Raw genomic sequence first — 24,067 nt, 5'->3', positions numbered from 1 at the left:
ATGAGTCCAAAACGCCCTATCCGGCCTACGGTGCCAGGCCAACCGCCAGAAGCGCCCCACAGCCAGCGCGACACGCAGGCACAAACATTGCCCAGGAACCCCGTCAGGGGAGATGGCGTTGAGCCGACCTCCAGTTCGTCATCGGGAAGCGACACCCAGGCGCCAGAGCCTCTGCACAGCCCTGTCCATCTCTCCGACATCCGTTCACCGGCGCCCGTCGACACGCTGCCCGACGCACTGTCGCTGGACCCTTACTACCTTTCGCCGGAACTGGTGCCCCTGTTATCGGCGCCCGACGCCACCTCGGGGATCCGCACATTCAGGACACGCACGTACGTCGAACTGGAAGAAGGCGGGACGGTGCTGTTGGGCCACGACGCCGAAGGCCACCACAGGGCCCGGTCCAGCGCCGAGCTGGTCGCCTCCGGGCCACGCCTGGAACAGGTGGCAGGCAGCCTGCTGTGGCGGCGGGTTGCCGTTGCGGCGATCGAATCGGACGGCAGTGATTCGTCGCTGACCATGACCTTCCATAGCCTGTCGGACGATGACTCGTCTGGCGCGACCGCGCCCAAGCGCCAGCGCACGACTCCGGCGCCGGCTCAGCAAAGCGAAGCCGGCGTGGAAACGCCGCCGCTGTTCAGGCCGGATTGGGCGTTCAAGCCAACGCTCGCACTGCCCCAGTTCATCACCGTGAGCGGTGTCCACTACAAGGTGATGAGCCGCATGGACGCGCGGGAATTCCCGATCCTTTACATCCAGCCGCCCCTGCATCCGGCCTACGATTTCGATGTGCTGGAGGCCATTCTCAGGCACACGCCCGAAGAACAGCCCAGGGCCGTGATGCGTGTTCCAACGCACGATCACTGGGAAATCGACGCCCGGCTGCCGTTCGAAAAAACATTGACGGCTCACGTCAGGGACATTTTCCCCGAGGTCACCACCGTTACCCTGGAAAACATCGCCAGGAGGCAGTTCGAACTGGCCAACAGCTCCCCGTATGCCGACGCCGCGGGACTGACCGCTCTGCGGCAGATTTTCTACAGCTGGAAACACGCCACCCCTTCCCCTCACCCACAATGGAGCGATCCGTTGCTGATGCTGTCGACGCTTCCCACCACGGCAGGAATCACCAACACCTCCCGCGCCATCGACCTGCCCGCCCCGTCCTCGACAGGTGCATTGAACCGGCTGGATTTCGACCCCATGCGGTTCCGGCCCCAGTGGGAATTATTCCTCAACACCTACTCGACCATAGACTTCAAGCGTTTCATGGCCGGCCTGCTGACCCGCAATGGCTATACGGTCATGGAGCCCAACAACTTCAACAGTTTTCCGGCCCTGGTCTTTCGACGCCCCGGGCATGACTACCTGTTTTTCATGAGTCTGCACCGCACCCGGATCCCGAAGCTGTCCTTGCCCACGCACAACAACCCCAACACCACCGGCGTGAACCTGGAAACCCAGGTCGGCGACGCCGCCGCGCAAGCCGTCAAGGACGCCCACGAGGCCAACAGGATCATCTGGCTCAAGGGCGGCTCGCAGATCCTGCCAGGCGTCGCCGACACCGTCTTCATCATCCGCGATGACAACGCCCGGCTGTAAACCTGCAGGCAAAAAAAAGCCCGCAGTGTGGGCGGGCGAAAAACCAGGGAAGCTTCATGCGCAATGGCTTCCAGGACCAGGCTGCTGCTTGGGGTCAGCTGCCTCGATAGGTTGAATAGGCATACGGCGAAATCAGCAGGGGCACGTGGTAGTGCTCCTGCTCGGCCGAAATGCCGAAGCGCAACACCACCACGTCGAGGAAAGCCGGATCGGGCAATTGCACACCCCGAGCGCGGTAGTAGTCACCGGCGTGGAACTGCAATTGATAGACCCCCGAACGGTAGTCATCCCCTTGCAGCAGCGGCGCGTCGCAACGACCGTCGCTGTTGGTCAGCGCGCTGGCGACCTGCTGCAGGTGCGAGCCTTCCACGCGGTACAGTTCAATCTTGATCGAACTGCCCGGGCAGCCGTGTGCAGCATCCAAAACGTGAGTAGTCAAACGTCCCATTGATTGTGCGCGCCTCGCTGCTGGGCAGTCCGGCCCGACGCCTCCTGATCGGTTGAAAGACAGGCCGCACCGTTTCGGAGCACGAACGGTCGCGGCGATGAGCGAATTAAGACACTTTAAAAGAAAATTGTACACAATAAAAAACAGAAACTTTTCCGCTGGCTCCCTCACCCTTGGCTCCATGCCAATCTGCCGCTGAACCAGTAGATACGCTAAGCTTCTATCGGTTAATTGACCAAACGGGCAGATTTCTTGCAGTGTAGGCCTATCCTGGCAAGTGTGAAAATTGCGAAAATTCAGGCTTACAAACTGCACATAAAGTTGTATACAATCACTCCATCGTCGTGACGCCAGCCCAAGATCCATCACCGGGGCGCCACCTACATGGTTCGAACAAGAAGGAAGACTGCAGTGAGCGCTGACTACCCACGCGACCTGATCGGTTACGGCAGTAACCCTCCCCATCCCCAGTGGCCGGGCAACGCCCGTATCGCCCTGTCCTTCGTCCTCAACTACGAGGAAGGTGGCGAGCGCAACATCCTGCATGGCGACAAGGAATCCGAAGCGTTCCTGTCGGAGATGGTCGCGGCGCAACCGCTGCAGGGCGAGCGCAACATGAGCATGGAGTCGCTGTACGAGTATGGCAGCCGTGCCGGTGTCTGGCGGATCCTCAAGCTGTTCAAGTCATTCGACATCCCGCTGACCATCTTCGCCGTGGCCATGGCCGCCCAGCGCCATCCGGACGTGATCCGCGCCATGGTCGCCGCCGGTCACGAGATCTGCAGCCATGGCTACCGCTGGATCGACTACCAGTACATGAACGAAGCCCAGGAACGCGAGCACATGCTCGAAGCGATCCGCATCCTCACCGAAATCACCGGCGAACGTCCGTTGGGCTGGTACACCGGTCGCACCGGCCCCAACACCCGTCGGCTGGTGATGGAAGAAGGCGGTTTCCTCTATGACAGCGACACCTACGACGACGACCTGCCCTACTGGGAACCCAACACCCCCAACGGCAAGCCGCACCTGGTGATCCCGTACACCCTCGACACCAATGACATGCGCTTCACCCAGGTGCAGGGGTTCAACAATGGCGACGACTTCTTCCAGTACCTCAAGGACGCCTTCGACGTGTTGTATGCCGAAGGCGCCGAAGCGCCGAAGATGCTTTCCATCGGCCTGCACTGCCGCCTGATCGGCCGCCCCGCCCGCCTTGCCTCGCTCAAGCGTTTCCTCGAATACGCCAAGCGCCACGAGCAGGTCTGGTTCAGCCGCCGCGTCGACATCGCCCGTCACTGGCAACAGGTGCATCCCTGCCCCGGCGCATCGAAGCCAGGAGCGTCGAAATGACCGAGTTCCAGACCCTCAAGCCGTCCACCCTGAGCCGCGAAGCCTTCATCGAGGCCTTCGCCGACATCTATGAACATTCGCCATGGGTGGCCGAGAAGGCGTTCGACCTGGGCCAGGATCCGTCGATCGACCAGATCGAAACCCTGCACCAGCGCATGAGCGACATCCTTTTGAGCGCCGATCACGCCAGCCAACTGGCCCTGATCAACGCTCACCCGGACCTGGCCGGCAAAGCCGCCGTCCAGGGCCAACTGACCGAAGCCAGCACGCATGAACAGGCCGGCGCCGGTATCCACCAATGCACCAGCGAAGAGTTCCAGCGCTTCACCGAGCTGAACGACGCCTACAAGGCCAAGTTCAGGTTTCCCTTCATCATGGCGGTAAAAGGCAGCAACCGGCACCAGATCCTCGCGGCATTCGAAACGCGCATCCACAACCCGGTAGACACCGAGTTCAAGTGCGCGCTGGCAGAGATCAACAAAATCGCGTTGTTCCGACTACTGACCCTTTAGCGAGCAGCCGGATCCAGGGCCTGCAAGCATCCCCAGCCAACTTATTCAAAGGCAGACAAGAAGAATGAAAGCTTACGCCGTACCTTTCGAGAAGTTCGTCAACCTGGCCGACGCCCGTCTCGGCACCAAGATCATCTCGGTCACCGACGACTGGTTCGCCGACGCCAATCGCTTGTTCCAACCGACCCCGGCCGTCTGGAAAGAGGGCGTGTTCGATGACAATGGCAAATGGATGGACGGCTGGGAATCGCGTCGCAAGCGCTTCGAAGGCTACGACAGCGCCGTGATCCGCCTGGGTGTGGCCGGCACCATCAAGGGCGTGGACATCGACACTTCATTCTTCACCGGCAACTACCCGCCGTCGGCATCCCTGGAAGCCTGTTTCCTGGCCGAAGGCGAGCCGGACGACAACACCCAGTGGACTGAAGTGCTGTCGGCCGTCGAACTGCAAGGCAACAGCCACCACTACCACGAAATCAGCAACGACCAGGCGTTCAGCCACCTGCGCTTCAACATCTACCCCGATGGCGGCGTGGCCCGGCTGCGGGTCTACGGCATTCCGCATCGCGACTGGTCGGCGGTGGGCGACAACGAACAGATCGACCTGGCCGCCGCCCTCAACGGCGGTCGCGCCCTGGCCTGTTCCGACGAACACTTCGGCCGCATGAGCAACATCCTCAACCCAGGCCGTGGCGTCAACATGGGCGACGGCTGGGAAACCGCCCGGCGTCGCACCCCAGGCAATGACTGGGTGATCGTCGCCCTGGGCCATGCCGGCATCGTCGAGAAAGTGATCGTCGACACCCTGCACTTCAAGGGCAACTACCCGGACAGCTGCTCGATCCAGGGCGCGTTCGTCAAGGGCGGCACCGACAGCCAGATCGAAACCCAGTCGCTGTTCTGGCGCGAACTGCTGCCGAGCCAGAAACTGGAAATGCACGCCGAACACACCTTCGCCGAGCAGATCAAGGCCCTGGGGCCGATCACCCACATCCGCCTGAATGTGTTCCCGGATGGAGGGGTGAGCCGCCTGCGCATGCTTGGCAAGGTATCGAAATAAGGGGTGAACCCAAATCGCGAGCAAGCTCGCTCCCACATTTGAAATGCATTCCCCCTGTGGGAGCGAGCTTGCTCGCGATGGCGGCACAACAAACAACACAGAATTCAAGGTAAGAAGACCAGCATGCGCACACTCAAGATCGAACCCTTGACCAAAGAAGCCTTCGCCCCGTTCGGTGACGTGATCGAAACCGACGGCAGCGATCACTTCATGATCAACAATGGTTCGACCATGCGCTTCCATCGCCTGGCGACGGTTGAAACCGCGCTGCCGGACGACAAGGCGATCATCAGCATCTTCCGCGCCGACGCGCTGCAGATGCCGTTGACCGTGCGCATGCTGGAGCGTCATCCGCTGGGCAGCCAGGCCTTCATTCCGCTGCTCGGCAACCCCTTTCTGATCGTGGTCGCGCCACTTGGCGATGCACCTGTATCAGGCTTGGCCCGTGCCTTCGTCACCAACGGCAGGCAGGGCATCAATTACCATCGCGGCGTCTGGCACCACCCGGTGCTGACGATCGAAAAGCGGGATGACTTCCTGGTGGTTGATCGCAGTGGCACAGGCAATAACTGCGATGAGCATTTCTTCATAGAGGATGAGTGTTTGATCCTCGATCCCCACCAATAAGAGAAGCGTCCGATCACGCGAAAACAAGCGTGACGGGCGAGAGGTAAAGACTGTGGAAGCACATATGCTGGAATGGCTGAACCTGAGCGTTCGCTGGGTTCATATGATCACTGGCGTGGCCTGGATCGGCGCGTCGTTCTACTTCGTCTGGCTGGAAAACAACCTCAACCGCGTCAACCCCAGGAGCGGCCTGGCCGGCGACCTGTGGGCCATCCACGGTGGCGGCATCTATCACCTGGAAAAATACAAACTCGCACCACCGGCCATGCCGGACAACCTGCACTGGTTCAAGTGGGAAGCCTACTTCACCTGGATGTCGGGCATCGCGCTGCTGTGCGTGGTGTTCTACTGGAACCCGACCGTCTACCTGCTGGCACCAGGCAGCAGCCTGAGCGGACCGCAAGGCGTGGCCCTGGGCCTCGGCTCGTTGTTCGCCGGCTGGTTCATCTATTCGTTTCTCTGCGACTCGGCCCTGGGCAAGCGCCCCGCCCTGCTCGGCCTGATCCTGTTCGTGCTGCTGATCGCGGCGGCCTATGGCTTCAGCAAGGTGTTCAGTGGTCGCGGTGCCTACCTGCACGTCGGCGCGGTGATCGGCACGATCATGGTCGGCAACGTGTTCCGCATCATCATGCCGGCCCAGCGCGCCCTGGTGGCCGCCATCGCCGAGAACCGCACGCCCGACCCGGCCCTGCCGGCCAAGGGGTTGCTGCGCTCGCGCCATAACAACTACTTCACCCTGCCGGTGCTGTTCATCATGATCAGCAACCACTTCCCGAGCACCTACGGCAGTCCGTACAACTGGCTGATCCTGGCCGGTATCGCCGTGGCCGCGGTGTTGGTGCGTCATTACTTCAACACCCGCCACGACAGCAACCGGTTTGCCTGGACGTTGCCGGTCGGCGCCCTGGCGATGATTTGCCTGGCGTATGTCACCGGGCCCAAGCCTCCATCGAGCGCCCCGGAGGTCGCCAAGGCCCCGGCGACCATCGAGTATCAGCCACTGCCGGAAACCGCCGTGGGCGGGGGGGCCAAGCCTGCGGCCCAACCCGCTGCGCCGGCAGCGCAACCTGCCCAGGCCTCCAACGCCCAGGGCCCGTCGTTCGAGAAGGTTCACAACGTGATCCAGGAGCGCTGCTCGGTCTGTCACTCGGCCAAGCCCACCAGCCCGTTGTTCAGCGCGGCGCCGGCCGGGGTGATGTTCGACACGCCGCAGCAGATCAAGGAACAGGCCGCGCGCATCCAGGCCCAAGCCGTGACCAACCAGATCATGCCCCTGGGCAACATCACCCAGATGACCCAGCAGGAACGTGACCTGATCGGCGCCTGGATCAACCAGGGCGCGCAGACCCACTGAAGACCGCGCCACGCGATACCGCTGACGGGCAGCCGGCACACGACCGGCCACCCGCCAGCGACGGCCAGCCTCAACAATAAAAACAAGAGAACGCACCGGATGATCCAGCCTCGCCTCCCTGCCCCAGGCCCGTCGTCCAGACGCCGCCGCACGGCACTTGAGCCCATCGAGACAAGCCCGTATCCTGCGCGCCCGTTCGACCCCGAACGCCTCATAACAATACTCAGACCCTGACCCACACGCCCGCGTGTTCCAACGCTGCGCGCAGGCGTCCTGAAATCCCTTTTCGACTGTTGCAACACAGCTGATCGAGCCTTCGCCGCCATGGCGCAACAGGCACGACGCTCGCTGTCAGCGCTTGTCACGAGCAAAAAGCTGACCGAACGGATGTTTTAACTCCGTGAAAAAAGGCGCCACACCAGAGCGCTGACTGAAAAAAGCGGTACCAACTTACCTTTGGGAGCAAACCGAATGAAACGCACGTGCACCAGCCTGATCGTCGCAGGATCCTTGCTGGCCGGCGGCCAGGCCATGGCCGACGACCTGTTCCAGTGGCAGAACAACAGCCTGACCTACCTGTACGGCAAGGATTTCCAGGTCAACCCGCGCATCCAGCAAACCGTGACCTTCGAGCACGCCGATGCCTGGAAGTACGGGGACAACTTCTTCTTCCTCGACCGGATCTTCTACAACGGCAAGGAAGACGGCCAGGCGGGACCGAACACCTACTACGGCGAGTTCAGCCCGCGCCTGTCGTTCGGCAAGATCTTCGACCAGAAGCTGGAACTGGGCCCGATCAAGGACGTGCTGCTGGCGATGACATATGAGTTCGGCGAAGGCGACAACGAGTCGTACCTGATCGGCCCGGGCTTCGACCTGGCGGTTCCCGGCTTCGATTACTTCCAACTGAACTTCTACAACCGCCAGACCGAAGGCCCACGCGCCGGCGACAACGTCTGGCAAATCACCCCGGTCTGGGCCTACACCCTTCCCGTGGGCTCGTCCGACATCCTGATCGACGGTTTCATCGACTGGGTGGTGGACAACGACCGCAACTCCAAAGGCACCTACCACGCCAACCTGCACATCAACCCGCAGATCAAGTACGACCTGGGCAAGGCCCTGAAGCTGGGCGACAAGCAGTTGTACGTGGGGGTGGAATATGACTACTGGAAGAACAAGTACGGGATCGAAGACAGCGAAGGGTTCAAGACCAACCAGAGCAACACCAGCTTTTTGCTGAAGTATCACTTCTGATATTCAGCCCGCAGCTAATCCCCCTGTGGGAGCGGGCTTGCTCGCGAAGACGGCAGCACATCCGGCCTGGATGCAAGCTGACCCGACGCTTTCGCGAGCAAGCCCGCTCCCACAGGGATTCTGAGTTGACTGACCATCTTTGTCATTCCTGAGCCAACCGCAAAAACCGACTCAACGCCTCGCGTTGGGCCAGTGCATCCTGGCGGCCCAGCTCGATCAGTTCGCTGCAATACCCCGCCTCGAACAACAGGTAGCTCAGCACGCCCGCGCCGCTGGTCTTGGTCGCGCCCGGGCCGCGCAGGAATACCCGCAGCGCACGAGGCAGCTCCTGGCGATGGCGCGCGGCGATTTCGTCGATGGGCTGGCTCGGGGAAATCACCAGCACGTCCACGGGCGCCGCGCCCAGGGCATGGGCCGGGACGTCGTCGGGCAGCAGGTGGCTGAAGCCATTCAGGCGTTGAAGCAACTCGATGTCGCTTTCCAGGCTGTCGATGAAGGTACTGTTGAGCATGTGCCCACCGATCTGCGCCAGGGTCGGTTGCAGGCCGGTGTAGCTGCGTTCCGAGGGGGTTTGCCCGCCAGCGCCCCGAGGGTTGCCGCTGACGCCGATGACCAGCACGCGGTTGGCGCCCAGGTGCAGGGCCGGGCTGATCGGCGCCGATTGCCGCACCGCGCCATCACCGAAGTATTGCGGGCCGATCTTGACCGGCGCGAACAACAGCGGGATCGCCGAGCTGGCCAGCAGGTGCTCCACCGACAACGGCGTCGGCACACCAATGCGCCGATGCCGCAGCCACGCATCGATGGTGCCGCGGCCCTGGTAGAACGTCACGGCCTGGCCGGATTCATAGCCGAACGCCGTCACCGCCACGGCCCGCAGTTGCTGCTCAGCGATGGCCAGCTCGATGCCCGAGGCGTGGAACTGTGCCTCCAGCAGCGCCCGCAACGGCGAACTGTCGATCAGCGCCACCGGCAACTTGGCCCCCAGGCCCAGCAGGCTGTGAGTGATGAAGCGCGTGGCCTGGGCCAGCACGCCGCACCAGTCGCTGCGCATGACCTGATGGCTGCGCACCGTTCGCCAGAACGCCGTCAGCCGTTCGATGGCGCTCTTGAAATCCATCGCCCCGCTCGCCAGGCTGACGGCGTTGATCGCCCCTGCAGAGGTGCCGACAATCACCGGAAAGGGATTTTGCCCGCCCTCGGGCAGCAACTCGGCAATCGCCGCCAACACCCCCACTTGATACGCTGCCCGAGCCCCGCCACCGGAAAGAATCAAACCTGTAACGGGTTCAGCTGGGGTCATCGCAATGCTCCGTGCTCAAGGGGATATCAAAAAACTCAGCCGCGTTTGTCGTACAGCTTGGGCTCGCCCGGTGGACGGCTCTTGAAGCGCCGATGGGCCCAAAGGTACTGCTCGGGACAATCGCGCACCGATTGCTCGACCCATTGATTGATGCGGATGCAATCGGCTTCCTCGCTCTCCCCTGGGAAATCCGCCAGCGGCGCCTGGATCACCAGGCGATAACCGCTGCCATCGGCCAGGCGCTCCTGGGTGAACGGCACGACCAGCGCCTTGCCCAGGCGAGCGAACTTGGTGGTCGCGGTGACCGTTGCCGCCTGGATACCAAAGAGTGGCACAAACACGCTTTGCTTGGCGCCGTAATCCTGATCCGGCGCGTACCAGATCGCCCGGCCGGCACGCAGCAGCTTGAGCATGCCGCGCACGTCGTCACGCTCCACCGCCAGGGAATCGAGGTTGTGCCGCTCGCGGCCTCGACGCTGAATGAAGTCGAACAGCGGGTTCTTGTGTTCGCGGTACATGCCATCGATGGTGTGCTGCTGGCCGAGCAAAGCCGCGCCGATTTCAAGCGTGGTGAAGTGCAGCGCCATCAGGATCACGCCCTTGCCTTCGCGCTGGGCCTGCTTGAGGTGCTCCAGCCCCTCGACATGGGCCAGCCTGGCCAGGCGCGAACGCGACCACCACCAGCTCATGGCCATTTCGAAGAAGGCAATGCCGGTGGACGCGAAGTTTTCCTTGAGCAGGCGCTTGCGCTCGGCAGCGGACTTTTCCGGGAAACACAGCTCCAGATTGCGCCGGGCAATGCGCCGTCTGTCGCCGGCGGCCCGGTACATCAGTGCACCCAATGCACGACCGACCCGCAGCAGCAAGGGATACGGCAGCTGGACGACCAGCCACAACAGCCCCAGGCCGCACCACAGCAACCAGAAACGCGGATGAAAAAAAGCAGCTCGAAAACGCGGGCGATCCATTACAGCTTCCATAAAGACATGGGCCGCGCATTCTACATCGTTCGACCCGGCTTGCGGCTCGCGGACGATCTCGTTATAAGTCTCGGCACTTTTAGCGACAAGTCGTTGTACACCGACCATGAGCCAAACCGAACCGCTAGACCAAGATCCCGTGTTCCAGTTGAAGGGCAGCATGCTCGCCATTACGGTGCTGGAGCTGGCCCGCAACGACCTGGAGAGCCTTGACCGGCAGTTGGCGGCAAAAGTCGCCCAGGCACCGAACTTCTTCAGCAACGCCCCACTGGTGCTGGCCCTGGACAAGCTGCCGGCCGGCGAAGGCGCGGTGGACCTGCCAGGCCTGATGCGCGTGTGCCGCCATCACGGCCTGCGCACCCTGGCCATCCGCGCCAGCCGCATCGAGGACATCGCCGCCGCCATCGCCGTGGACATTCCGGTGCTGCCGCCGTCCGGTGCTCGCGAGCGGGTGCTGGAACTGAGCCCGGTCGAACCCAGGAAAACCCCGGAAAAACCACCCGAGCCAACCGTCAAGCCGACACGGGTCATCACCTCGCCCGTACGCGGCGGGCAACAGATTTATGCCCAGGGTGGCGATCTGGTCATCGTCTCGTCGGTCAGCCCGGGTGCGGAACTTCTTGCCGATGGCAACATCCATGTATACGGCCCGATGCGCGGTCGCGCACTGGCCGGCGTCAAGGGCGATACCAAGGCCAGGATCTTCTGTCAGCAATTGAGCGCTGAACTGGTTTCCATCGCCGGACAATACAAGGTCTCCGAAGACCTGCGTCGCGACCCGCTGTGGGGCGCCGGCGTACAGATCAGCCTGTCGGGCGACGTGTTGAACATCATTCGGCTTTAACGGATACTGCCGCATTTTCCAAGCATCTCTAAAACGTAGCGAAAACGGCTTAAACGACGCAGGAAACAGGACCAGGCAGTATTTACCGGAGGTAAATCCCGCCCCCAGTCCGATTCCCGCCAGGCCTGTCCACTTGCAGCAGTTTTCCAGAGATGTTTTTCAGGGGCTGACAAAGTCCTTTTTCCTTAGGGGTGAAACACCTTGGCCAAGATTCTCGTGGTTACATCCGGCAAGGGTGGTGTGGGTAAGACCACCACCAGCGCCGCTATCGGTACCGGCCTCGCTCTGCGCGGGCACAAGACAGTCATCGTCGACTTCGACGTCGGCCTGCGTAACCTCGACCTGATCATGGGTTGCGAGCGTCGCGTGGTCTATGACTTCGTCAACGTGGTCAACGGCGAAGCGAACCTGCAACAGGCCCTGATCAAGGACAAGCGCCTTGAGAACCTCTACGTGCTGGCCGCCAGCCAGACCCGTGACAAGGACGCGCTGACCCAGGAAGGCGTGGAAAAAGTCCTGATGCAACTCAAGGAAGACTTCGAGTTCGTGGTCTGCGACTCCCCGGCCGGTATCGAGAAAGGTGCCCACCTGGCCATGTACTTCGCCGACGAGGCGATCGTGGTGACCAACCCGGAAGTGTCGTCGGTACGTGACTCCGACCGTATGCTGGGCCTGCTGGCGAGCAAATCGCGCCGCGCCGAAAACGGCGAAGAGCCGATCAAGGAACACCTGCTGCTGACCCGCTACAACCCGCAACGGGTCAGCGACGGCGAAATGCTCGGCGTCGAAGACGTCAAGGAAATCCTCGCCGTGACCCTGCTGGGTGTGATTCCCGAATCCCAGGCCGTACTCAAGGCTTCCAACTCGGGCGTGCCCGTGATTCTTGACGACCAGAGCGACGCCGGCCAGGCGTACAGCGATGCCGTCGATCGCCTGCTGGGCAAGACCGTGGAGCATCGATTCCTCGATGTAACGAAGAAAGGTTTCTTCGAGCGCCTGTTTGGAGGTAGGTAATGAATCTTTTTGACTTCTTTCGTGCCAACAAAAAGCCCAGTACCGCCTCGGTCGCGAAAGAGCGTCTACAGATCATCGTGGCGCACGAACGCGGCCAACGCAGCACCCCTGACTACCTGCCGGCCTTGCAGAAGGAACTGGTGGAAGTGATCCGCAAGTACGTCAACATCGGTAGCGATGACGTGCACGTGGCACTTGAAAGCCAGGGCAGTTGCTCGATTCTGGAACTCAATATCACCCTGCCGGATCGCTGATAGATCCTGCGGGAGCCACGGCGGCTCGGGTCCCCACAGCCTTTTTCGTGGGAGCGAGCTTGCTCGCGAAAGCGGTTTTCCAGACACATTGATCTTGAATGTGCCGCCGCCTTCGCGAGCAAGCTCGTTCCCACGAGGGCCGGGCCCGAGCCGCCGTTGGCGTTTGTAAAGAGACTGTCTGCAATGCCCCTGTCCAACATTCGCATCATCCACCAGGACGCCGCCGTGCTGGTGGTCGACAAGCCGACCCTGCTGCTGTCCGTGCCCGGTCGGGCCGACGACAACAAGGACTGCCTGATCACCCGCCTGCAGGAAAACGGCTATCCGGAAGCGCGAATCGTGCACCGACTGGACTGGGAAACCTCCGGCATCATCCTGCTGGCCCGCGATCCGGACAGCCATCGCGAACTGTCCCGGCAGTTTCATGACCGCGAAACCGAAAAAGCCTACACCGCCCTGTGCTGGGGCCAACCGGCGCTGGACAGTGGCAGCATCGACCTGCCGCTGCGCTACGACCCGCCGACCAAGCCTCGCCACGTGGTGGACCACGAACACGGCAAGCACGCCCTGACGTTCTGGCGCGTGCTGGAGCGCTGCGGCGACTGGTGCCGGGTCGAACTGACCCCCATCACCGGGCGCTCGCACCAGTTGCGCGTGCACATGCTCTCCATCGGTCATCCGTTGCTGGGCGACGGGCTCTACGCCCACCCGCAAGCCCTGGCCGCCTGGCCACGCCTGTGCCTGCACGCCAGCATGCTGAGCTTCACCCATCCACTGAGCGGCGAACGCCTGCGCTTCGAATGCCCGGCACCGTTCTGACCACCGCACGCAACAGATCGCTCCCCTCGATTTAAGGTTTGGCAATCCGGTTATGGCTCTACACGAAACGCCTGTCGACAAAGTCCCCCACCAGTTGCTCTACCTGGTCTACGGCGACCAGGACGTCTACCGCCACGAGGCCAAGTTCAGCATCCTGACCGCCCTGGCCCACGGCAAGCCGTCGACCCTGCCGCGTATCCGGGTCCTCACCGACCGCCCCGAGGACTTCCAGGGCTGGCCGGTCGAGACCCTTGCCCTGAGCGCCGAACGGCTGGCGCAATGGCAGGGCGAGCATGGCTACATTCACCGTCGTAAGGCTTGCGCCATCGCAGCGGGCCTGACGCTGGCGCAAAAGACCCTGTTCGTCGACACCGATACGCTGTTCCTCGACGACCCCGACCTGTTGTTCCAGCAGATCCAGCCGGGGCAGTACCTGATGGACAGCTTCGAGTACGACTGGGACTACGTCTGCGAGCGCGAGGATTACCGTCGACTGGGCACGCACCTGGCCGCCCACGGCGTGAACCGGGGCAACGGCTTCAAGCTCTACAACAGCGGCTTGTGCGGCGTGACCGACAACGATGCAGGCCTGCTGGCCCAGGCCATCGAACGGATCGATCAGTGGACCGAAGGCGGCTTCGACATCCACACCATCGAGCAGATCGCCATTTCGTTCGGCCTGCGACACGCGACCGTGCGCGAAACCAGGCGGCAGGTGTATCACTACTTCGCCGAAAAGCGCTTCTTCCACACCATGCAGGCACACTTCTTCACCCAGCACGGCGAAGCCTTCAGGCCAGCGCTGGTGGAGCGTTGCCATGAAGTACCGCGCAGCAAGCCGTTCCCGACGGCCTGGCGGCGCCTGACAATCAAGTGGAAGTTGCGCAACCAGCGCGGCGCGGCGCGCAAGATCGGCCGCGACCTGTTGTATGGCAGCGCGGCGCCGAGCCATCCGTACTACGACCTTTGCCGGCATCACTGGTGGGATTCGGCCGCACGGGAAATTCAGCGCCTGGACCCACAGCGCCAGCAGCGGCTGTTCGGCCAATTGGAACGCTGGCCACGGGACCTGCCGGAACCGTCCAGGCCACAGGACAAGGCCCTGATCATGGCTCACCTGCGCGAGCGAGTCGCCACTTCGGGCTGATGGCGAGCAAGACACCGGCGCGGCGCGCATCGCCGGGATTGTGCCTGCAATGCAGACGGTCGATGGGGTAAACTGCCGCCCATTGCTGTCTGGAGTTACTTATGCGCGCAGAGTTGAACCAGGGCCTGATCGACTTCCTCAAGGCCTCCCCCACCCCTTTCCATGCCACCGCCAGCCTTGCCCAACGCCTGGAGGCGGCGGGTTACCAGCGCCTGGACGAACGCGACACCTGGGCCACCGAGGCCAACGGTCGCTACTACGTCACGCGCAACGACTCCTCGATCATCGCCTTCAAGCTGGGTCGCAACGCCCCGCTGCACGACGGTATTCGCCTGGTCGGCGCCCACACCGACAGCCCGTGCCTGCGGGTCAAGCCGCAACCGGAACTGCAACGCCACGGGTTCTGGCAACTGGGTGTGGAAGTCTACGGCGGCGCGTTACTGGCGCCGTGGTTCGACCGCGACCTGTCCCTGGCCGGACGCGTGACCTTCCGCCGCGATGGCAAGGTCGAGAGCCAGTTGATCGACTTCAAGGCACCGATCGCGACGATTCCGAACCTGGCCATCCACCTCAATCGCGAAGCCAACCAGGGCTGGGCCATCAACCCGCAGAACGAGCTACCGCCGATCCTCGCCCAGTTCGCCGGCGACGAACGCGTCGACTTCCGCGCCGTGCTCACCGATCAACTGGCCCGCGAACACGGCCTGAACGCCGACGTGGTGCTCGATTACGAGTTGAGTTTCTACGACACCCAGGGTGCCGCGGTCATTGGCCTGCACGGCGATTTCATTGCCGGCGCGCGCCTGGACAACCTGCTGTCGTGCTATGCGGGGCTGCAAGCCTTGCTCAATGCCGACACCGAAGAAACCTGCGTGCTGGTGTGCAACGACCACGAGGAAGTCGGCTCTTGCTCGGCGTGTGGCGCCGATGGGCCGATGCTGGAACAGACCCTGCGTCGCTTGCTGCCGGAAGGTGAAGAGTTCGTACGCACCATTCAGAAATCCCTGCTGGTGTCGGCCGACAACGCCCACGGCGTACACCCCAACTATGCCGACAAGCACGACGCCAACCACGGCCCCAAGCTCAACGCCGGGCCGGTGATCAAGGTCAACAGCAACCAGCGCTACGCCACCAACAGCGAAACCGCCGGGTTCTTCCGCCACCTGTGCATGGCCGAAGAAGTGCCGGTGCAAAGCTTCGTGGTGCGCAGCGACATGGGCTGCGGCTCGACCATCGGCCCGATCACCGCCAGCCAGTTGGGCGTGCGCACCGTGGACATCGGCCTGCCGACCTTCGCCATGCACTCGATCCGCGAACTGTGCGGCAGCCATGACCTGGCGCACCTGGTGAAGGTGTTGAGCGCGTTCTATGCGTCTCGCGAATTGCCATAGCCATTAAAACTGTGGCGAGGGAGCTTGCTCCCGCTGGGCTGCGCAGCAGCCCCAAAATCTGCAACTGAATGCACATTTGCCAGTGCTGCGCACTGGAGCGGGAGCAAGCTCCCTCGCCACAATGATGCCCGCCTCAAAACTCGAAGAGGCCGTGACACACATCATCACACCCCAGCCAAACCCCAACTAGACTGACCTTATCGCCCTCTCCGACAAGGCCGTCGCCATGATCTCGATGTCTGCTTTCAACGCCATGCTGGTGCCGATCATCGCCGGCATGATCCTGCTGGCCATCGGTTTCAACTTCCGTGACAAGAACGTCGGCGTGTTTGCCATGTGGATCGGCATGCTGCTGATCCTCGCCACGGTGGTGTTCAAGATCCTGACCAAGCTCAACGAGTCGCTCTGACCTTGCCCTCAGGTCTGCGCCGGTTGCTCCGGCACGTCGACGCCGACATGGATCGCATCGTGTCGCCAGAACTCCAGGTCGCAGTCGATCAGCCGCTGATGCTGGTCGTAGTTGACCCGAGCGATGCGCAACCCGGGGCTGCCCACCGACACCTTCAGCGCCGCCGCGGCTTCCGGTTGCAGTGAGGTGGGCACGATTTCGAACTTCACCCGACCGTAGTGCAAGTCGTAGTGCCGGGCGTACAGCTCGGTCATGGACTGGTTGAGGTCGAATTCGAGGATGCCCGGAAAGTACTGCGGGTTCAGGTAATGCTCGACGTACAACACCAGGCGCTCATCGATACGCCGCGCCCGGCAGATCTGGATCACGCTCGACAGCGCCGGCAACTGCAACCAGGCACACACCGCCGCCGAAGCCGGTTGCAGGCGTGCCGAGATCACCTGGGTGGAAGGCACCCTCCCTTGCGCCGTGACCATGGCGTGGAAATGGCTGCGCTGCATCAGGTTATAGGCCAGCCGAGGGGGCGAGACGAACCAGCCCCGGCGCTCTTCCCGATAAATCTGCCCCTGGGCTTCCAGCTGTAGCAAGGCTTCACGCACGGTAATGCGCGTGGTGCCAAACAACTCACTGAGCTTGCGCTCGGCCGGCAGCTTGCTACCCGGCGCCAGCAACCCGTGGTCGAGCTGCTCTTGCAGGACCTGTCCGATGGCTGTCACCGCCTTGGTTGCATCGATGCGCATCAACGTTACCTATCTGGACTAGACCAGCACTGTTCCGGGGCGCGATCGCCCACTTGGCGACCCCGCTGTTTCTTCCTGCAAGCCTAGGCATTGCACATGACTGGCAGATGACAAAGGCGCCGAACGGTAGGCCTTGCACTGTGCAAACAACCGGCCAAGTCCTTTCAGATCAGCTGTTTAACCATGGTCTACGCTTACTCGGTGGCCAACCCGCATGCACCTGGGATTTGCCGGCCCCCGCGGCGCCGACATCAAAATGTCACAGGGCTCGCCTACATTGGCTCAGGTATTGCTGACCTAGACCAACACAACCGCAATCGCAGCGTTGAAAACGCCCATAGGAGCTTCGGATGAAACAGCTTTTCCTGGCATCACTGTTAGGCTCGACCATTGCCATGTGCACCGCCGCCATGGCCGCTGATACCGATCTGAAAACGTTGGAAGCCGCTGCGAAAGCGGAAGGCGCCGTCAACAGCGTCGGCATGCCCGATGACTGGGCGAACTGGAAAGGCACCTGGGAAGACCTGGCGAAGCAATATGGCCTCAAGCACGTTGACACCGACATGAGCTCGGCCCAGGAAATCGCCAAGTTCGCCGCCGAGAAAGACAACGCCAGCGCCGACATCGGCGACGTCGGTGCCGCCTTCGGCCCTATCGCGGTCAAGCAGGGCGTGGTCCAACCCTACAAGCCAAGTACCTGGGACCAGGTCCCGGCCTGGGCCAAGGACCAGGATGGCAACTGGGCGCTGGCCTACACCGGCACCATCGCGTTCATCGTCAACAAGAAACTGCTGCACGGCTCCGACGTGCCGACCAAGTGGGCTGATCTGAAGGGCGGCAAGTACAAGGTCTCCATTGGTGACGTGAGCACCGCCGCCCAGGCCGCCAACGGCGTGCTGGCCGCCGCACTGGCCAACGGTGGCGACGAGAAGAACCTGCAACCGGCCCTGCTGATGTTTGCCGAGATTGCCAAGCAAGGTCGCCTGTCCATGGCCAACCCGACCATCGCCACGATGGAAAAGGGTGAAGTGGAAGTCGGCGTGGTCTGGGACTTCAACGGCCTGAGCTACAAGGCCAAGATGGCCAACCCGGATGACTACGTCGTGCTGATCCCGTCCGATGGCTCGGTCATCTCCGGCTACACCACCATCATCAACAAATACGCCAAGCACCCGAACGCCGCCAAGCTGACCCGCGAATACATCTTCAGCGACGCCGGCCAGATCAACCTAGCCAAGGGCAACGCCCGGCCGATCCGCGCCGAGCACCTGACCCTGCCGGAAGAGGTCAAGGCCAAGCTGCTGCCGAACGAGCAGTACAAAGGCGTGACCCCGATCAAGGATGCGGATGCATGGGAGAAGACCTCCAAGGCATTGCCGCAGAAGTGGCAGGAAGAAGTGATCATCAATATGCAGTGAGGCGCTAGTCAGCCCCGCTCGGATATCCAACGGAGATCCAATTGTGGGAGCGAGCTTGCTCGCGATAGCGGTGTATCAGCCAGCATTGATGTCGACTGACACGCCCTCATCGCGAGCAAGCTCGCTCCCACATTGGACCTGCGGTGAATCCGAGTTTTCTGGTGTCCATCCGGAGTTTTGGTACCCATGAAGCACAACGTCATCCTGGTGGTGCTCGACGGCCTCAATTACGAAGTCGCCCGGCACGCCATGGGACATTTGCAGGCTTATGTCGGCGCAGGACGCGCGGCGCTGTACAAACTGGAATGTGAACTGCCGGCCCTGTCCCGCCCACTCTACGAATGCATCCTCACCGGCGTCGCGCCCATCGACAGCGGGATCGTGCACAACAACGTCTCGCGCCTGTCCAACCAGCGCAGCATCTTCCACTACGCCACCGACGCGGGCCTGAGCACGGCGGCCGCGGCTTACCACTGGATCAGCGAGCTCTACAACGCCTCACCGTTCGCAGCCGGTCGGGATCGGCATGTCGAGAACCCCGGGCTGCCCATTCAATACGGGCATTTCTACTGGAATGACCACTACCCCGACTCGCACCTGTTCGCCGACGCCGAACACCTGCGCCAACGCCACCAGCCGAACTTCCTGCTGGTGCACCCGATGAACATCGACGACGCCGGCCACCAGCACGGCCTCGACACGCCGCAGTACCGCAACAGCGCCCGCTCGGCCGACATCAACCTGGCGGTCTACCTGCAAGCCTGGCTCGACGCCGGCTACCAGGTGCTGGTGACCGCCGACCACGGCATGAACAATGACCGCTCCCACACCGGCCTGCTGGCCGAAGAACGGGAAGTGCCGCTGTTCGTCCTCGGTGACGGCTTCAGCCTCGACCCCACCGCGGCGCCCCGGCAGCTCGAACTGTGCGGCACCGTGTGCCAGTTGCTCGGCATCGACCACGACAAACCCTATTGCCAGGAACTACTCAAGTGAACGCCATGACGCGCGGCAAATGGCTGGCAGCGTTGTGCCTGGTGCCCTTCGCGATTTTCTTCATCGTGTTCCAGATCGCCCCGCTGCTCTGGGTGCTGGTCAACAGCCTGGAATCGGAAGAGTTCGGCTGGGGCCTGGCCAACTTCAGCAAGATCTTCAGTTCCAAGTTCTACCTGCAGGCGATCCAGCACAGCCTGGAGATCAGTTTCTGGTCCAGCGTATTCGGCATCATCATCGCCGTGCTCGGCAGCTACTCCCTGCGCCGGGTCGATTCGCGGCTGCGCAACTTCGTCAACGCCTTCGCCAACATGACCAGCAACTTCGCCGGCGTGCCCCTGGCCTTCGCCTTCATCATCCTGCTCGGCTTCAACGGCAGCATCACCCTCATGCTCAAGCAGGCGGGGATCATCGAGGACTTCAACCTGTATTCGAAAACCGGGCTGATCATCCTCTACACCTACTTCCAGATCCCCCTGGGTGTGCTGCTGCTCTATCCGGCCTTCGACGCGTTGCGCGAAGACTGGCGCGAGTCCGCCGAACTGCTGGGCGCCAACGGCTGGCAGTTCTGGCGGCACATCGGCTTGCCGGTGCTGACCCCGGCGTTGCTGGGCACGTTCGTGATCCTGCTGGCCAACGCCCTGGGCGCCTACGCCACGGTCTATGCGCTGACCACCGGTAACTTCAACGTCCTGCCGATCCGCATCGCCGCGATGGTTTCCGGCGACATCTCCCTGGACCCGAACCTGGCCAGCGCCCTGGCCGTGGTGCTGGTGGCGCTGATGACCCTGGTGACCATCGTCCATCAGTTACTGCTCAAGAGGAGCTACCATGTCTCGCGCTGAATCGAGCCCCGCCGGGCTTTATCATCGGGCGGTGGTGTACCTGCTGTTCGCCGTCCTGCTGCTGCCCCTGGCCGGCACGCTGGTGTACTCCATCGCCAGCAGTTGGTCGGCCACCGTGCTGCCGGCGGGCTTCACCTTCAAGTGGTACGTGCAGCTGTGGAGCGACCCGCGCTTTCTCAGCGCCTTCGGCCAGTCGCTGATCGTCTGCGTGGGCGCGCTGGTGCTGTCGGTGGTGCTGATCCTGCCGCTGCTGTTCGTGGTGCATTACCACTTCCCGAAACTCGATGCGCTGATGAACATCCTCATCCTGCTGCCCTTCGCGGTGCCGCCGGTGGTGTCGTCGGTGGGGCTGCTGCAACTCTATGGCTCCGGGCCGCTGGCGATGGTCGGCACGCCCTGGATCCTGATCGGTTGCTACTTCACCGTCGCCCTGCCGTTCATGTACCGGGCGATCACCAACAACCTGCAAGCCATCAACCTGCGTGACCTGATGGACGCCGCCCAACTGCTCGGCGCCAGCACGTTCCAGGCGGCCGTGCTGGTGGTGCTGCCAAACCTGCGCAAGGGCTTGATGGTAGCGCTGCTGCTGTCGTTCTCGTTCCTCTTCGGCGAGTTCGTGTTTGCCAACATCCTCGTTGGCACACGCTATGAAACCTTGCAGGTTTACCTCAACAACATGCGCAACAGCAGCGGACACTTCACCAGCGCGCTGGTGATTTCCTACTTCCTCTTCGTACTGGTCCTGACCTGGGCGGCCAACATCTTGAACAAGGACAAAAGCCAATGAGCTACGTCAGCGTCCAACACCTGCAAAAGACCTACGCCGGCACGCCAGTGTTCAGCGACATCAACTGCCAGATCGGCCAGGGCGAGTTCGTCACCCTGCTCGGCCCGTCCGGCTGCGGCAAGTCCACGCTGTTGCGCTGCATCGCCGGCCTGACCGCCGTGGACGCCGGCCAGATCCTGCTGGACGGCCAGGACATCGTCCCGCTGAGCCCGCAAAAGCGCGGGATCGGCATGGTGTTCCAGAGCTACGCGCTGTTCCCCAACATGACCGTCGAACAGAACGTCGCCTTCGGCCTGCGCATGCAAAAGGTCGAGGCCCAGGACAGCCGCCAGCGGGTGCTGGAGATCCTGCGCCTGGTGGAGCTGCACGATTTCGCCGCGCGCTATCCCCATCAGTTGTCCGGTGGCCAATGCCAGCGTGTCGCCCTGGCCCGCTCCCTGGTGACCCGCCCGCGCCTGTTGCTGCTGGACGAACCGCTGTCGGCCCTGGATGCGCGGATTCGTAAGCACCTGCGCGAACAGATCCGTCAGATCCAGCGCGAACTCGGCCTGACCACGATCTTCGTCACACACGACCAGGAAGAAGCACTGACCATGTCTGATCGGATTTTCCTGATGAACCAGGGAAAGATCGTACAGAGCGGCGATGCCGAAACCCTGTATACGGCGCCCGTCGATGTGTTCGCCGCCGGCTTCATCGGCAACTACAACCTGTTGGACGCCGACAGCGCCAGCCGCCTGTTGCAGCGGCCAGTGAACGGGCGCATCGCCATTCGCCCGGAAGCCATCGAGCTGAGTCGCAACGGCGAACCGAACGCACTGATCCGTAGCCACAGCCTGCTCGGCAACGTGATCCGCTATCGGGTCGAGGCCCGTGGCGTGGAACTGGTGGTGGACGTGCTCAATCGCTCGGCCGCCGACCTGCACCCTGATGGCGCCCGCCTGACGCTTTCCATCGATCCGTCGGCCCTGTGTGAGGTAGCCTGATGGCCTTGTTGATTTTGAAGAGAGAAGCGCGCTGATGGCCCTGGCAATTTTTGATCTGGACGAAACCCTGATCCACGGCGACTGCGCCACCCTCTGGAGCGAACAGATGGGACGCCTTGGCTGGGTCGATCCCGAGTCGTTCATGCGCCGCAACAACGAACTGATGGACGCCTACAGTCACGGCAAGCTGCGCATGGAAGCGTACATGGACTTCAGCCTGGAACCGATGATCGGCCGCACGCCGGAGGAAATCGAACACCTGGTGGCGCCGTGGGTGGAGGACTTCATCGAGCCGATCATCTTCAGCGACGCCACCCGCACCATCGCCGAACACCGCAAGGCTGGCGACCGAATCCTGGTGATCTCGGCCTCGGGCACGCACCTGGTCAAGCCGATTGCCGAACGCCTGGGCATCGACGAGGTCCTGGCGATCGAGCTTGAAGTGGCCCATGGGGTCTACAGCGGCAAGACCGTGGGCACCCTGACCTACCGCGAAGGCAAGATCACCCGGCTGCTGGACTGGCTGGACGCCGAGGAAGAAAACCTCGAAGGCGCCAGCTTCTACTCCGACTCACGCAACGACCTGCCGTTGTTGCAGCGGGTGGACCATCCCCATGTGGTCAACCCGGACCCGGTCCTGAAGGCCCATGCCGAAGCCGCCGGATGGCCGATTCACACCTGGAAATAACCCGGCCCACGTTGGGAGCAGTGAACGCAATACAACCTGAATCGCCCTGTGGGAGCGGGCTTGCTCGCGAAAGCGGTGGGTCAGCCTGAATCGATTTCGGATGGACCGCCGTCTTCGCGAGCAAGCCCGCTCCCACAGGCGCCAAACTCAACTCAAGCTCGCATCAACCACCAACACCACCTTCCCGGACACTTGGTTGGTCGCCAACTCCGCAAACGCCGCCTCCGCATCCTGGATGGCAAAGGTCTTGGCCAACTGCGGACTCAAGCGACCCTCGGCGAACAACGGCCAGACCTGCTGGCCCAACTCGCTGATCAGGTCGGCCTTGAACTGATCGTCGCGGCTGCGCAGGGTCGAGCCGAGCAACTGGATGCGCTTGCCCAACACCTGGCCCAGGTCGAACTCGGCCGTGCGACCGCCCATGAGCCCGATCATGACCCAGCGCCCGTCAACTGACAAAAGTTTCACGTTGAGCTGGGCATAGCTCGCCCCCACCGGATCGAGGATCACGTTGAAGGGGCCAAGGTCGTTCAGCCGCTCGATATCATCGGTGCGCACCACGCCGCCCTGGGCGCCCAACGCTTGGCAATAGGCCAGTCGATCAGCCGAGCCGACACTGACCCAGCACGGGTTGCCGAACGCCTTGCACAGCTGGATCGCGGCCGAACCAACGCCGCTGGCGCCCGCGTGCAACAGCACTTTTTCACCCGGCTTGAGCGCCGCCAGTTGAAACAGATTCAGCCACGCGGTGCTGTAGACCTCAGGCAGCGCGGCGGCTTCAGCCAAAGACAGGCCTTCGGGCACCGGCAACACATGGCGACCGTCGACCACCACTTCCTCGGCCATGCCGCCGCCGGCCAGCAACGCGCAGACGCGGTCGCCCACCTGCCAGGAGGCGCCCGGGCCGACCTCGCTGATCACCCCGGAACATTCCAGCCCCAACACCTGGCTGGCACCGGGCGGCGGCGGATAATGCCCGGCTTTTTGCAACAAATCGGCTCGATTCAAGCCAGCCGCCGCCACACGAATGCGCACTTGTCCTACATCGCACACGGGACTTGGCTCATCCGCCCATACCACTTGGCCTTCAACGCCTTGCAATGCTTTCACGGTGCCTCCATAGTGAGTCTCGACTGGGCCCGCTGCTGTAACGCCGGGCTTTCTTGCATTATGCGCCCGGGCCACATGGAACCGGCGACTTCAAAGACGGCCTAATATGCGTTATCAATTGTCCCTGCG

25 protein-coding genes are annotated in these 24,067 nt (G+C 62.5%); 20 read left to right on the top strand and 5 right to left on the bottom strand.

Translation table 11 applies throughout. The annotated features are described in order from the left end of the window. Nucleotides 1-1,602 (top strand): hypothetical protein, encoded by a 1,602-nt coding sequence (locus AD664_RS09135; RefSeq protein WP_157061558.1) that lies wholly within the window; start codon nt 1-3, stop codon nt 1,600-1,602. Nucleotides 1,603-1,696: 94 nt separating this feature from the next. On the opposite strand, the gene uraH is transcribed toward AD664_RS09135, so the two are convergent. Next, entirely contained in the window at nt 1,697-2,050 is a 354-nt protein-coding gene (uraH, locus tag AD664_RS09130; protein ID WP_042732411.1) for a hydroxyisourate hydrolase, read from the bottom strand. Nucleotides 2,051-2,461: 411 nt separating this feature from the next. On the opposite strand from uraH, the gene puuE reads away from it, so the two are divergent. From puuE to AD664_RS09100, 6 genes are all read left to right on the top strand, one after another. Further along, the gene (puuE, locus tag AD664_RS09125; RefSeq protein ID WP_042732410.1) at nt 2,462-3,403 is read left to right on the top strand and encodes an allantoinase PuuE; all 942 of its coding nucleotides are present in this window, start codon (nt 2,462-2,464) and stop codon (nt 3,401-3,403) included. Beyond that, nucleotides 3,400-3,915 carry a 2-oxo-4-hydroxy-4-carboxy-5-ureidoimidazoline decarboxylase gene (gene uraD / locus AD664_RS09120; RefSeq protein WP_053146023.1) on the top strand — a complete coding sequence of 172 codons (516 nt, stop codon included), beginning with the start codon at nt 3,400-3,402 and terminating at the stop codon, nt 3,913-3,915. Before puuE ends, uraD begins: the two co-directional genes overlap by 4 nt. A gap of 64 nt (nt 3,916-3,979) precedes the next feature. Beyond that, a complete protein-coding gene (alc, locus tag AD664_RS09115) occupies nt 3,980-4,975 on the top strand; it encodes an allantoicase (RefSeq protein WP_053146022.1) in 996 nt (331 codons plus the stop codon). Between the two features lie 123 nt (nt 4,976-5,098). Beyond that, nucleotides 5,099-5,602, top strand: coding sequence for an ureidoglycolate lyase (locus tag AD664_RS09110; protein ID WP_053146020.1), 504 nt, complete (start codon nt 5,099-5,101; stop codon nt 5,600-5,602). A 52-nt stretch (nt 5,603-5,654) separates the two neighbouring features. Beyond that, on the top strand, nt 5,655-6,956 hold the full coding sequence (locus AD664_RS09105; RefSeq protein ID WP_053146018.1) for a urate hydroxylase PuuD: 1,302 nt from the start codon (nt 5,655-5,657) through the stop codon (nt 6,954-6,956). Nucleotides 6,957-7,427: 471 nt separating this feature from the next. Continuing rightward, the gene (locus AD664_RS09100; protein ID WP_053146016.1) at nt 7,428-8,213 is read left to right on the top strand and encodes an outer membrane protein OmpK; all 786 of its coding nucleotides are present in this window, start codon (nt 7,428-7,430) and stop codon (nt 8,211-8,213) included. Between the two features lie 142 nt (nt 8,214-8,355). Here the strand turns inward: AD664_RS09100 and AD664_RS09095 are convergent, their stop codons facing one another. Together AD664_RS09095 and AD664_RS09090 are read right to left on the bottom strand one after the other, a co-directional pair. Next, nucleotides 8,356-9,516: a patatin-like phospholipase family protein gene (locus tag AD664_RS09095; RefSeq protein WP_053146014.1), complete on the bottom strand. Its 1,161-nt coding sequence runs from the start codon at nt 9,514-9,516 to the stop codon at nt 8,356-8,358. Between the two features lie 35 nt (nt 9,517-9,551). After that, nucleotides 9,552-10,484: a lipid A biosynthesis lauroyl acyltransferase gene (locus AD664_RS09090; RefSeq protein WP_042728956.1), complete on the bottom strand. Its 933-nt coding sequence runs from the start codon at nt 10,482-10,484 to the stop codon at nt 9,552-9,554. 118 nt (nt 10,485-10,602) lie between these two features. Between AD664_RS09090 and minC the strand changes: the two genes are divergently transcribed. The 7 genes from minC (at nt 10,603) to AD664_RS09055 (ending at nt 16,374) form a co-directional block, all read left to right on the top strand. Next, nucleotides 10,603-11,340 carry a septum site-determining protein MinC gene (gene minC, locus AD664_RS09085; protein WP_053146012.1) on the top strand — a complete coding sequence of 246 codons (738 nt, stop codon included), beginning with the start codon at nt 10,603-10,605 and terminating at the stop codon, nt 11,338-11,340. Between the two features lie 201 nt (nt 11,341-11,541). Then, nucleotides 11,542-12,354 (top strand): septum site-determining protein MinD, encoded by an 813-nt coding sequence (gene minD / locus AD664_RS09080; RefSeq protein WP_042728954.1) that lies wholly within the window; start codon nt 11,542-11,544, stop codon nt 12,352-12,354. Further along, the gene (minE, locus tag AD664_RS09075) at nt 12,354-12,608 is read left to right on the top strand and encodes a cell division topological specificity factor MinE (protein WP_003179111.1); all 255 of its coding nucleotides are present in this window, start codon (nt 12,354-12,356) and stop codon (nt 12,606-12,608) included. Before minD ends, minE begins: the two co-directional genes overlap by 1 nt. Nucleotides 12,609-12,791: 183 nt before the next feature. Continuing rightward, nucleotides 12,792-13,427 (top strand): RluA family pseudouridine synthase, encoded by a 636-nt coding sequence (locus AD664_RS09070; RefSeq protein WP_042728953.1) that lies wholly within the window; start codon nt 12,792-12,794, stop codon nt 13,425-13,427. 52 nt (nt 13,428-13,479) lie between these two features. Further along, a complete protein-coding gene (locus tag AD664_RS09065; RefSeq protein ID WP_053146010.1) occupies nt 13,480-14,574 on the top strand; it encodes a hypothetical protein in 1,095 nt (364 codons plus the stop codon). Nucleotides 14,575-14,675: 101 nt separating this feature from the next. Next, complete coding sequence (locus AD664_RS09060) at nt 14,676-15,965, top strand: M18 family aminopeptidase (RefSeq protein ID WP_053146008.1); 1,290 nt, start codon at nt 14,676-14,678, stop codon at nt 15,963-15,965. 226 nt (nt 15,966-16,191) lie between these two features. Then, on the top strand, nt 16,192-16,374 hold the full coding sequence (locus AD664_RS09055; protein ID WP_003179103.1) for a hypothetical protein: 183 nt from the start codon (nt 16,192-16,194) through the stop codon (nt 16,372-16,374). Nucleotides 16,375-16,382: 8 nt separating this feature from the next. On the opposite strand, the gene AD664_RS09050 is transcribed toward AD664_RS09055, so the two are convergent. Continuing rightward, entirely contained in the window at nt 16,383-17,114 is a 732-nt protein-coding gene (locus AD664_RS09050) for a UTRA domain-containing protein (RefSeq protein WP_042728950.1), read from the bottom strand. A gap of 350 nt (nt 17,115-17,464) precedes the next feature. Here AD664_RS09050 and AD664_RS09045 point away from each other — a divergent pair, with 350 nt between their 5' ends. The 6 genes from AD664_RS09045 to AD664_RS09020 all read left to right on the top strand — a co-directional run bounded on the left by AD664_RS09045 (nt 17,465) and on the right by AD664_RS09020 (nt 22,828). Continuing rightward, nucleotides 17,465-18,532 (top strand): ABC transporter substrate-binding protein, encoded by a 1,068-nt coding sequence (locus AD664_RS09045; protein WP_053146006.1) that lies wholly within the window; start codon nt 17,465-17,467, stop codon nt 18,530-18,532. A gap of 186 nt (nt 18,533-18,718) precedes the next feature. After that, nucleotides 18,719-19,525, top strand: a complete 807-nt coding sequence (locus AD664_RS09040) for an alkaline phosphatase family protein (RefSeq protein ID WP_053146004.1) — start codon at nt 18,719-18,721, stop codon at nt 19,523-19,525. A gap of 5 nt (nt 19,526-19,530) precedes the next feature. Continuing rightward, entirely contained in the window at nt 19,531-20,367 is an 837-nt protein-coding gene (locus AD664_RS09035; RefSeq protein ID WP_161796101.1) for an ABC transporter permease subunit, read from the top strand. Beyond that, nucleotides 20,354-21,154 (top strand): ABC transporter permease, encoded by an 801-nt coding sequence (locus AD664_RS09030; RefSeq protein ID WP_053146001.1) that lies wholly within the window; start codon nt 20,354-20,356, stop codon nt 21,152-21,154. The genes AD664_RS09035 and AD664_RS09030 overlap by 14 nt, the downstream gene beginning before the upstream one ends. Beyond that, nucleotides 21,151-22,140: an ABC transporter ATP-binding protein gene (locus AD664_RS09025; RefSeq protein WP_053146000.1), complete on the top strand. Its 990-nt coding sequence runs from the start codon at nt 21,151-21,153 to the stop codon at nt 22,138-22,140. Before AD664_RS09030 ends, AD664_RS09025 begins: the two co-directional genes overlap by 4 nt. 34 nt (nt 22,141-22,174) lie before the next feature. After that, complete coding sequence (locus tag AD664_RS09020) at nt 22,175-22,828, top strand: HAD family phosphatase (RefSeq protein WP_053145998.1); 654 nt, start codon at nt 22,175-22,177, stop codon at nt 22,826-22,828. 147 nt (nt 22,829-22,975) lie between these two features. On the opposite strand, the gene AD664_RS09015 is transcribed toward AD664_RS09020, so the two are convergent. After that, nucleotides 22,976-23,938, bottom strand: coding sequence for a zinc-binding dehydrogenase (locus AD664_RS09015; protein ID WP_042728943.1), 963 nt, complete (start codon nt 23,936-23,938; stop codon nt 22,976-22,978). Nucleotides 23,939-24,067 lie beyond the last annotated feature (129 nt).

The sequence above is a fragment of the Pseudomonas sp. P97.38 genome (assembly GCF_001269745.1).
GTDB lineage: Bacteria > Pseudomonadota > Gammaproteobacteria > Pseudomonadales > Pseudomonadaceae > Aquipseudomonas > Aquipseudomonas chlororaphis_E.
The sequence above is the reverse complement of the archived record's forward strand: the minus strand, read 5'-3'. Positions and strand labels throughout refer to the sequence as shown.

Bases quoted from the DNA above. Each gene is read 5' to 3' on its own strand.
- AD664_RS09135 (WP_157061558.1), top strand. From the start codon at position 1: ATGAGTCCAAAACGCCCTATCCGGCCTACGGTGCCAGGCCAACCGCCA.
- uraH (WP_042732411.1), bottom strand. From the start codon at position 2,050: ATGGGACGTTTGACTACTCACGTTTTGGATGCTGCACACGGCTGCCCG.
- uraD (WP_053146023.1), top strand. From the start codon at position 3,400: ATGACCGAGTTCCAGACCCTCAAGCCGTCCACCCTGAGCCGCGAAGCC.
- alc (WP_053146022.1), top strand. From the start codon at position 3,980: ATGAAAGCTTACGCCGTACCTTTCGAGAAGTTCGTCAACCTGGCCGAC.
- AD664_RS09110 (WP_053146020.1), top strand. From the start codon at position 5,099: ATGCGCACACTCAAGATCGAACCCTTGACCAAAGAAGCCTTCGCCCCG.
- AD664_RS09100 (WP_053146016.1), top strand. From the start codon at position 7,428: ATGAAACGCACGTGCACCAGCCTGATCGTCGCAGGATCCTTGCTGGCC.
- AD664_RS09095 (WP_053146014.1), bottom strand. From the start codon at position 9,516: ATGACCCCAGCTGAACCCGTTACAGGTTTGATTCTTTCCGGTGGCGGG.
- AD664_RS09090 (WP_042728956.1), bottom strand. From the start codon at position 10,484: ATGGATCGCCCGCGTTTTCGAGCTGCTTTTTTTCATCCGCGTTTCTGG.
- minC (WP_053146012.1), top strand. From the start codon at position 10,603: ATGAGCCAAACCGAACCGCTAGACCAAGATCCCGTGTTCCAGTTGAAG.
- minE (WP_003179111.1), top strand. From the start codon at position 12,354: ATGAATCTTTTTGACTTCTTTCGTGCCAACAAAAAGCCCAGTACCGCC.
- AD664_RS09070 (WP_042728953.1), top strand. From the start codon at position 12,792: ATGCCCCTGTCCAACATTCGCATCATCCACCAGGACGCCGCCGTGCTG.
- AD664_RS09065 (WP_053146010.1), top strand. From the start codon at position 13,480: ATGGCTCTACACGAAACGCCTGTCGACAAAGTCCCCCACCAGTTGCTC.
- AD664_RS09060 (WP_053146008.1), top strand. From the start codon at position 14,676: ATGCGCGCAGAGTTGAACCAGGGCCTGATCGACTTCCTCAAGGCCTCC.
- AD664_RS09055 (WP_003179103.1), top strand. From the start codon at position 16,192: ATGATCTCGATGTCTGCTTTCAACGCCATGCTGGTGCCGATCATCGCC.
- AD664_RS09050 (WP_042728950.1), bottom strand. From the start codon at position 17,114: ATGCGCATCGATGCAACCAAGGCGGTGACAGCCATCGGACAGGTCCTG.
- AD664_RS09045 (WP_053146006.1), top strand. From the start codon at position 17,465: ATGAAACAGCTTTTCCTGGCATCACTGTTAGGCTCGACCATTGCCATG.
- AD664_RS09040 (WP_053146004.1), top strand. From the start codon at position 18,719: ATGAAGCACAACGTCATCCTGGTGGTGCTCGACGGCCTCAATTACGAA.
- AD664_RS09035 (WP_161796101.1), top strand. From the start codon at position 19,531: ATGACGCGCGGCAAATGGCTGGCAGCGTTGTGCCTGGTGCCCTTCGCG.
- AD664_RS09030 (WP_053146001.1), top strand. From the start codon at position 20,354: ATGTCTCGCGCTGAATCGAGCCCCGCCGGGCTTTATCATCGGGCGGTG.
- AD664_RS09025 (WP_053146000.1), top strand. From the start codon at position 21,151: ATGAGCTACGTCAGCGTCCAACACCTGCAAAAGACCTACGCCGGCACG.
- AD664_RS09020 (WP_053145998.1), top strand. From the start codon at position 22,175: ATGGCCCTGGCAATTTTTGATCTGGACGAAACCCTGATCCACGGCGAC.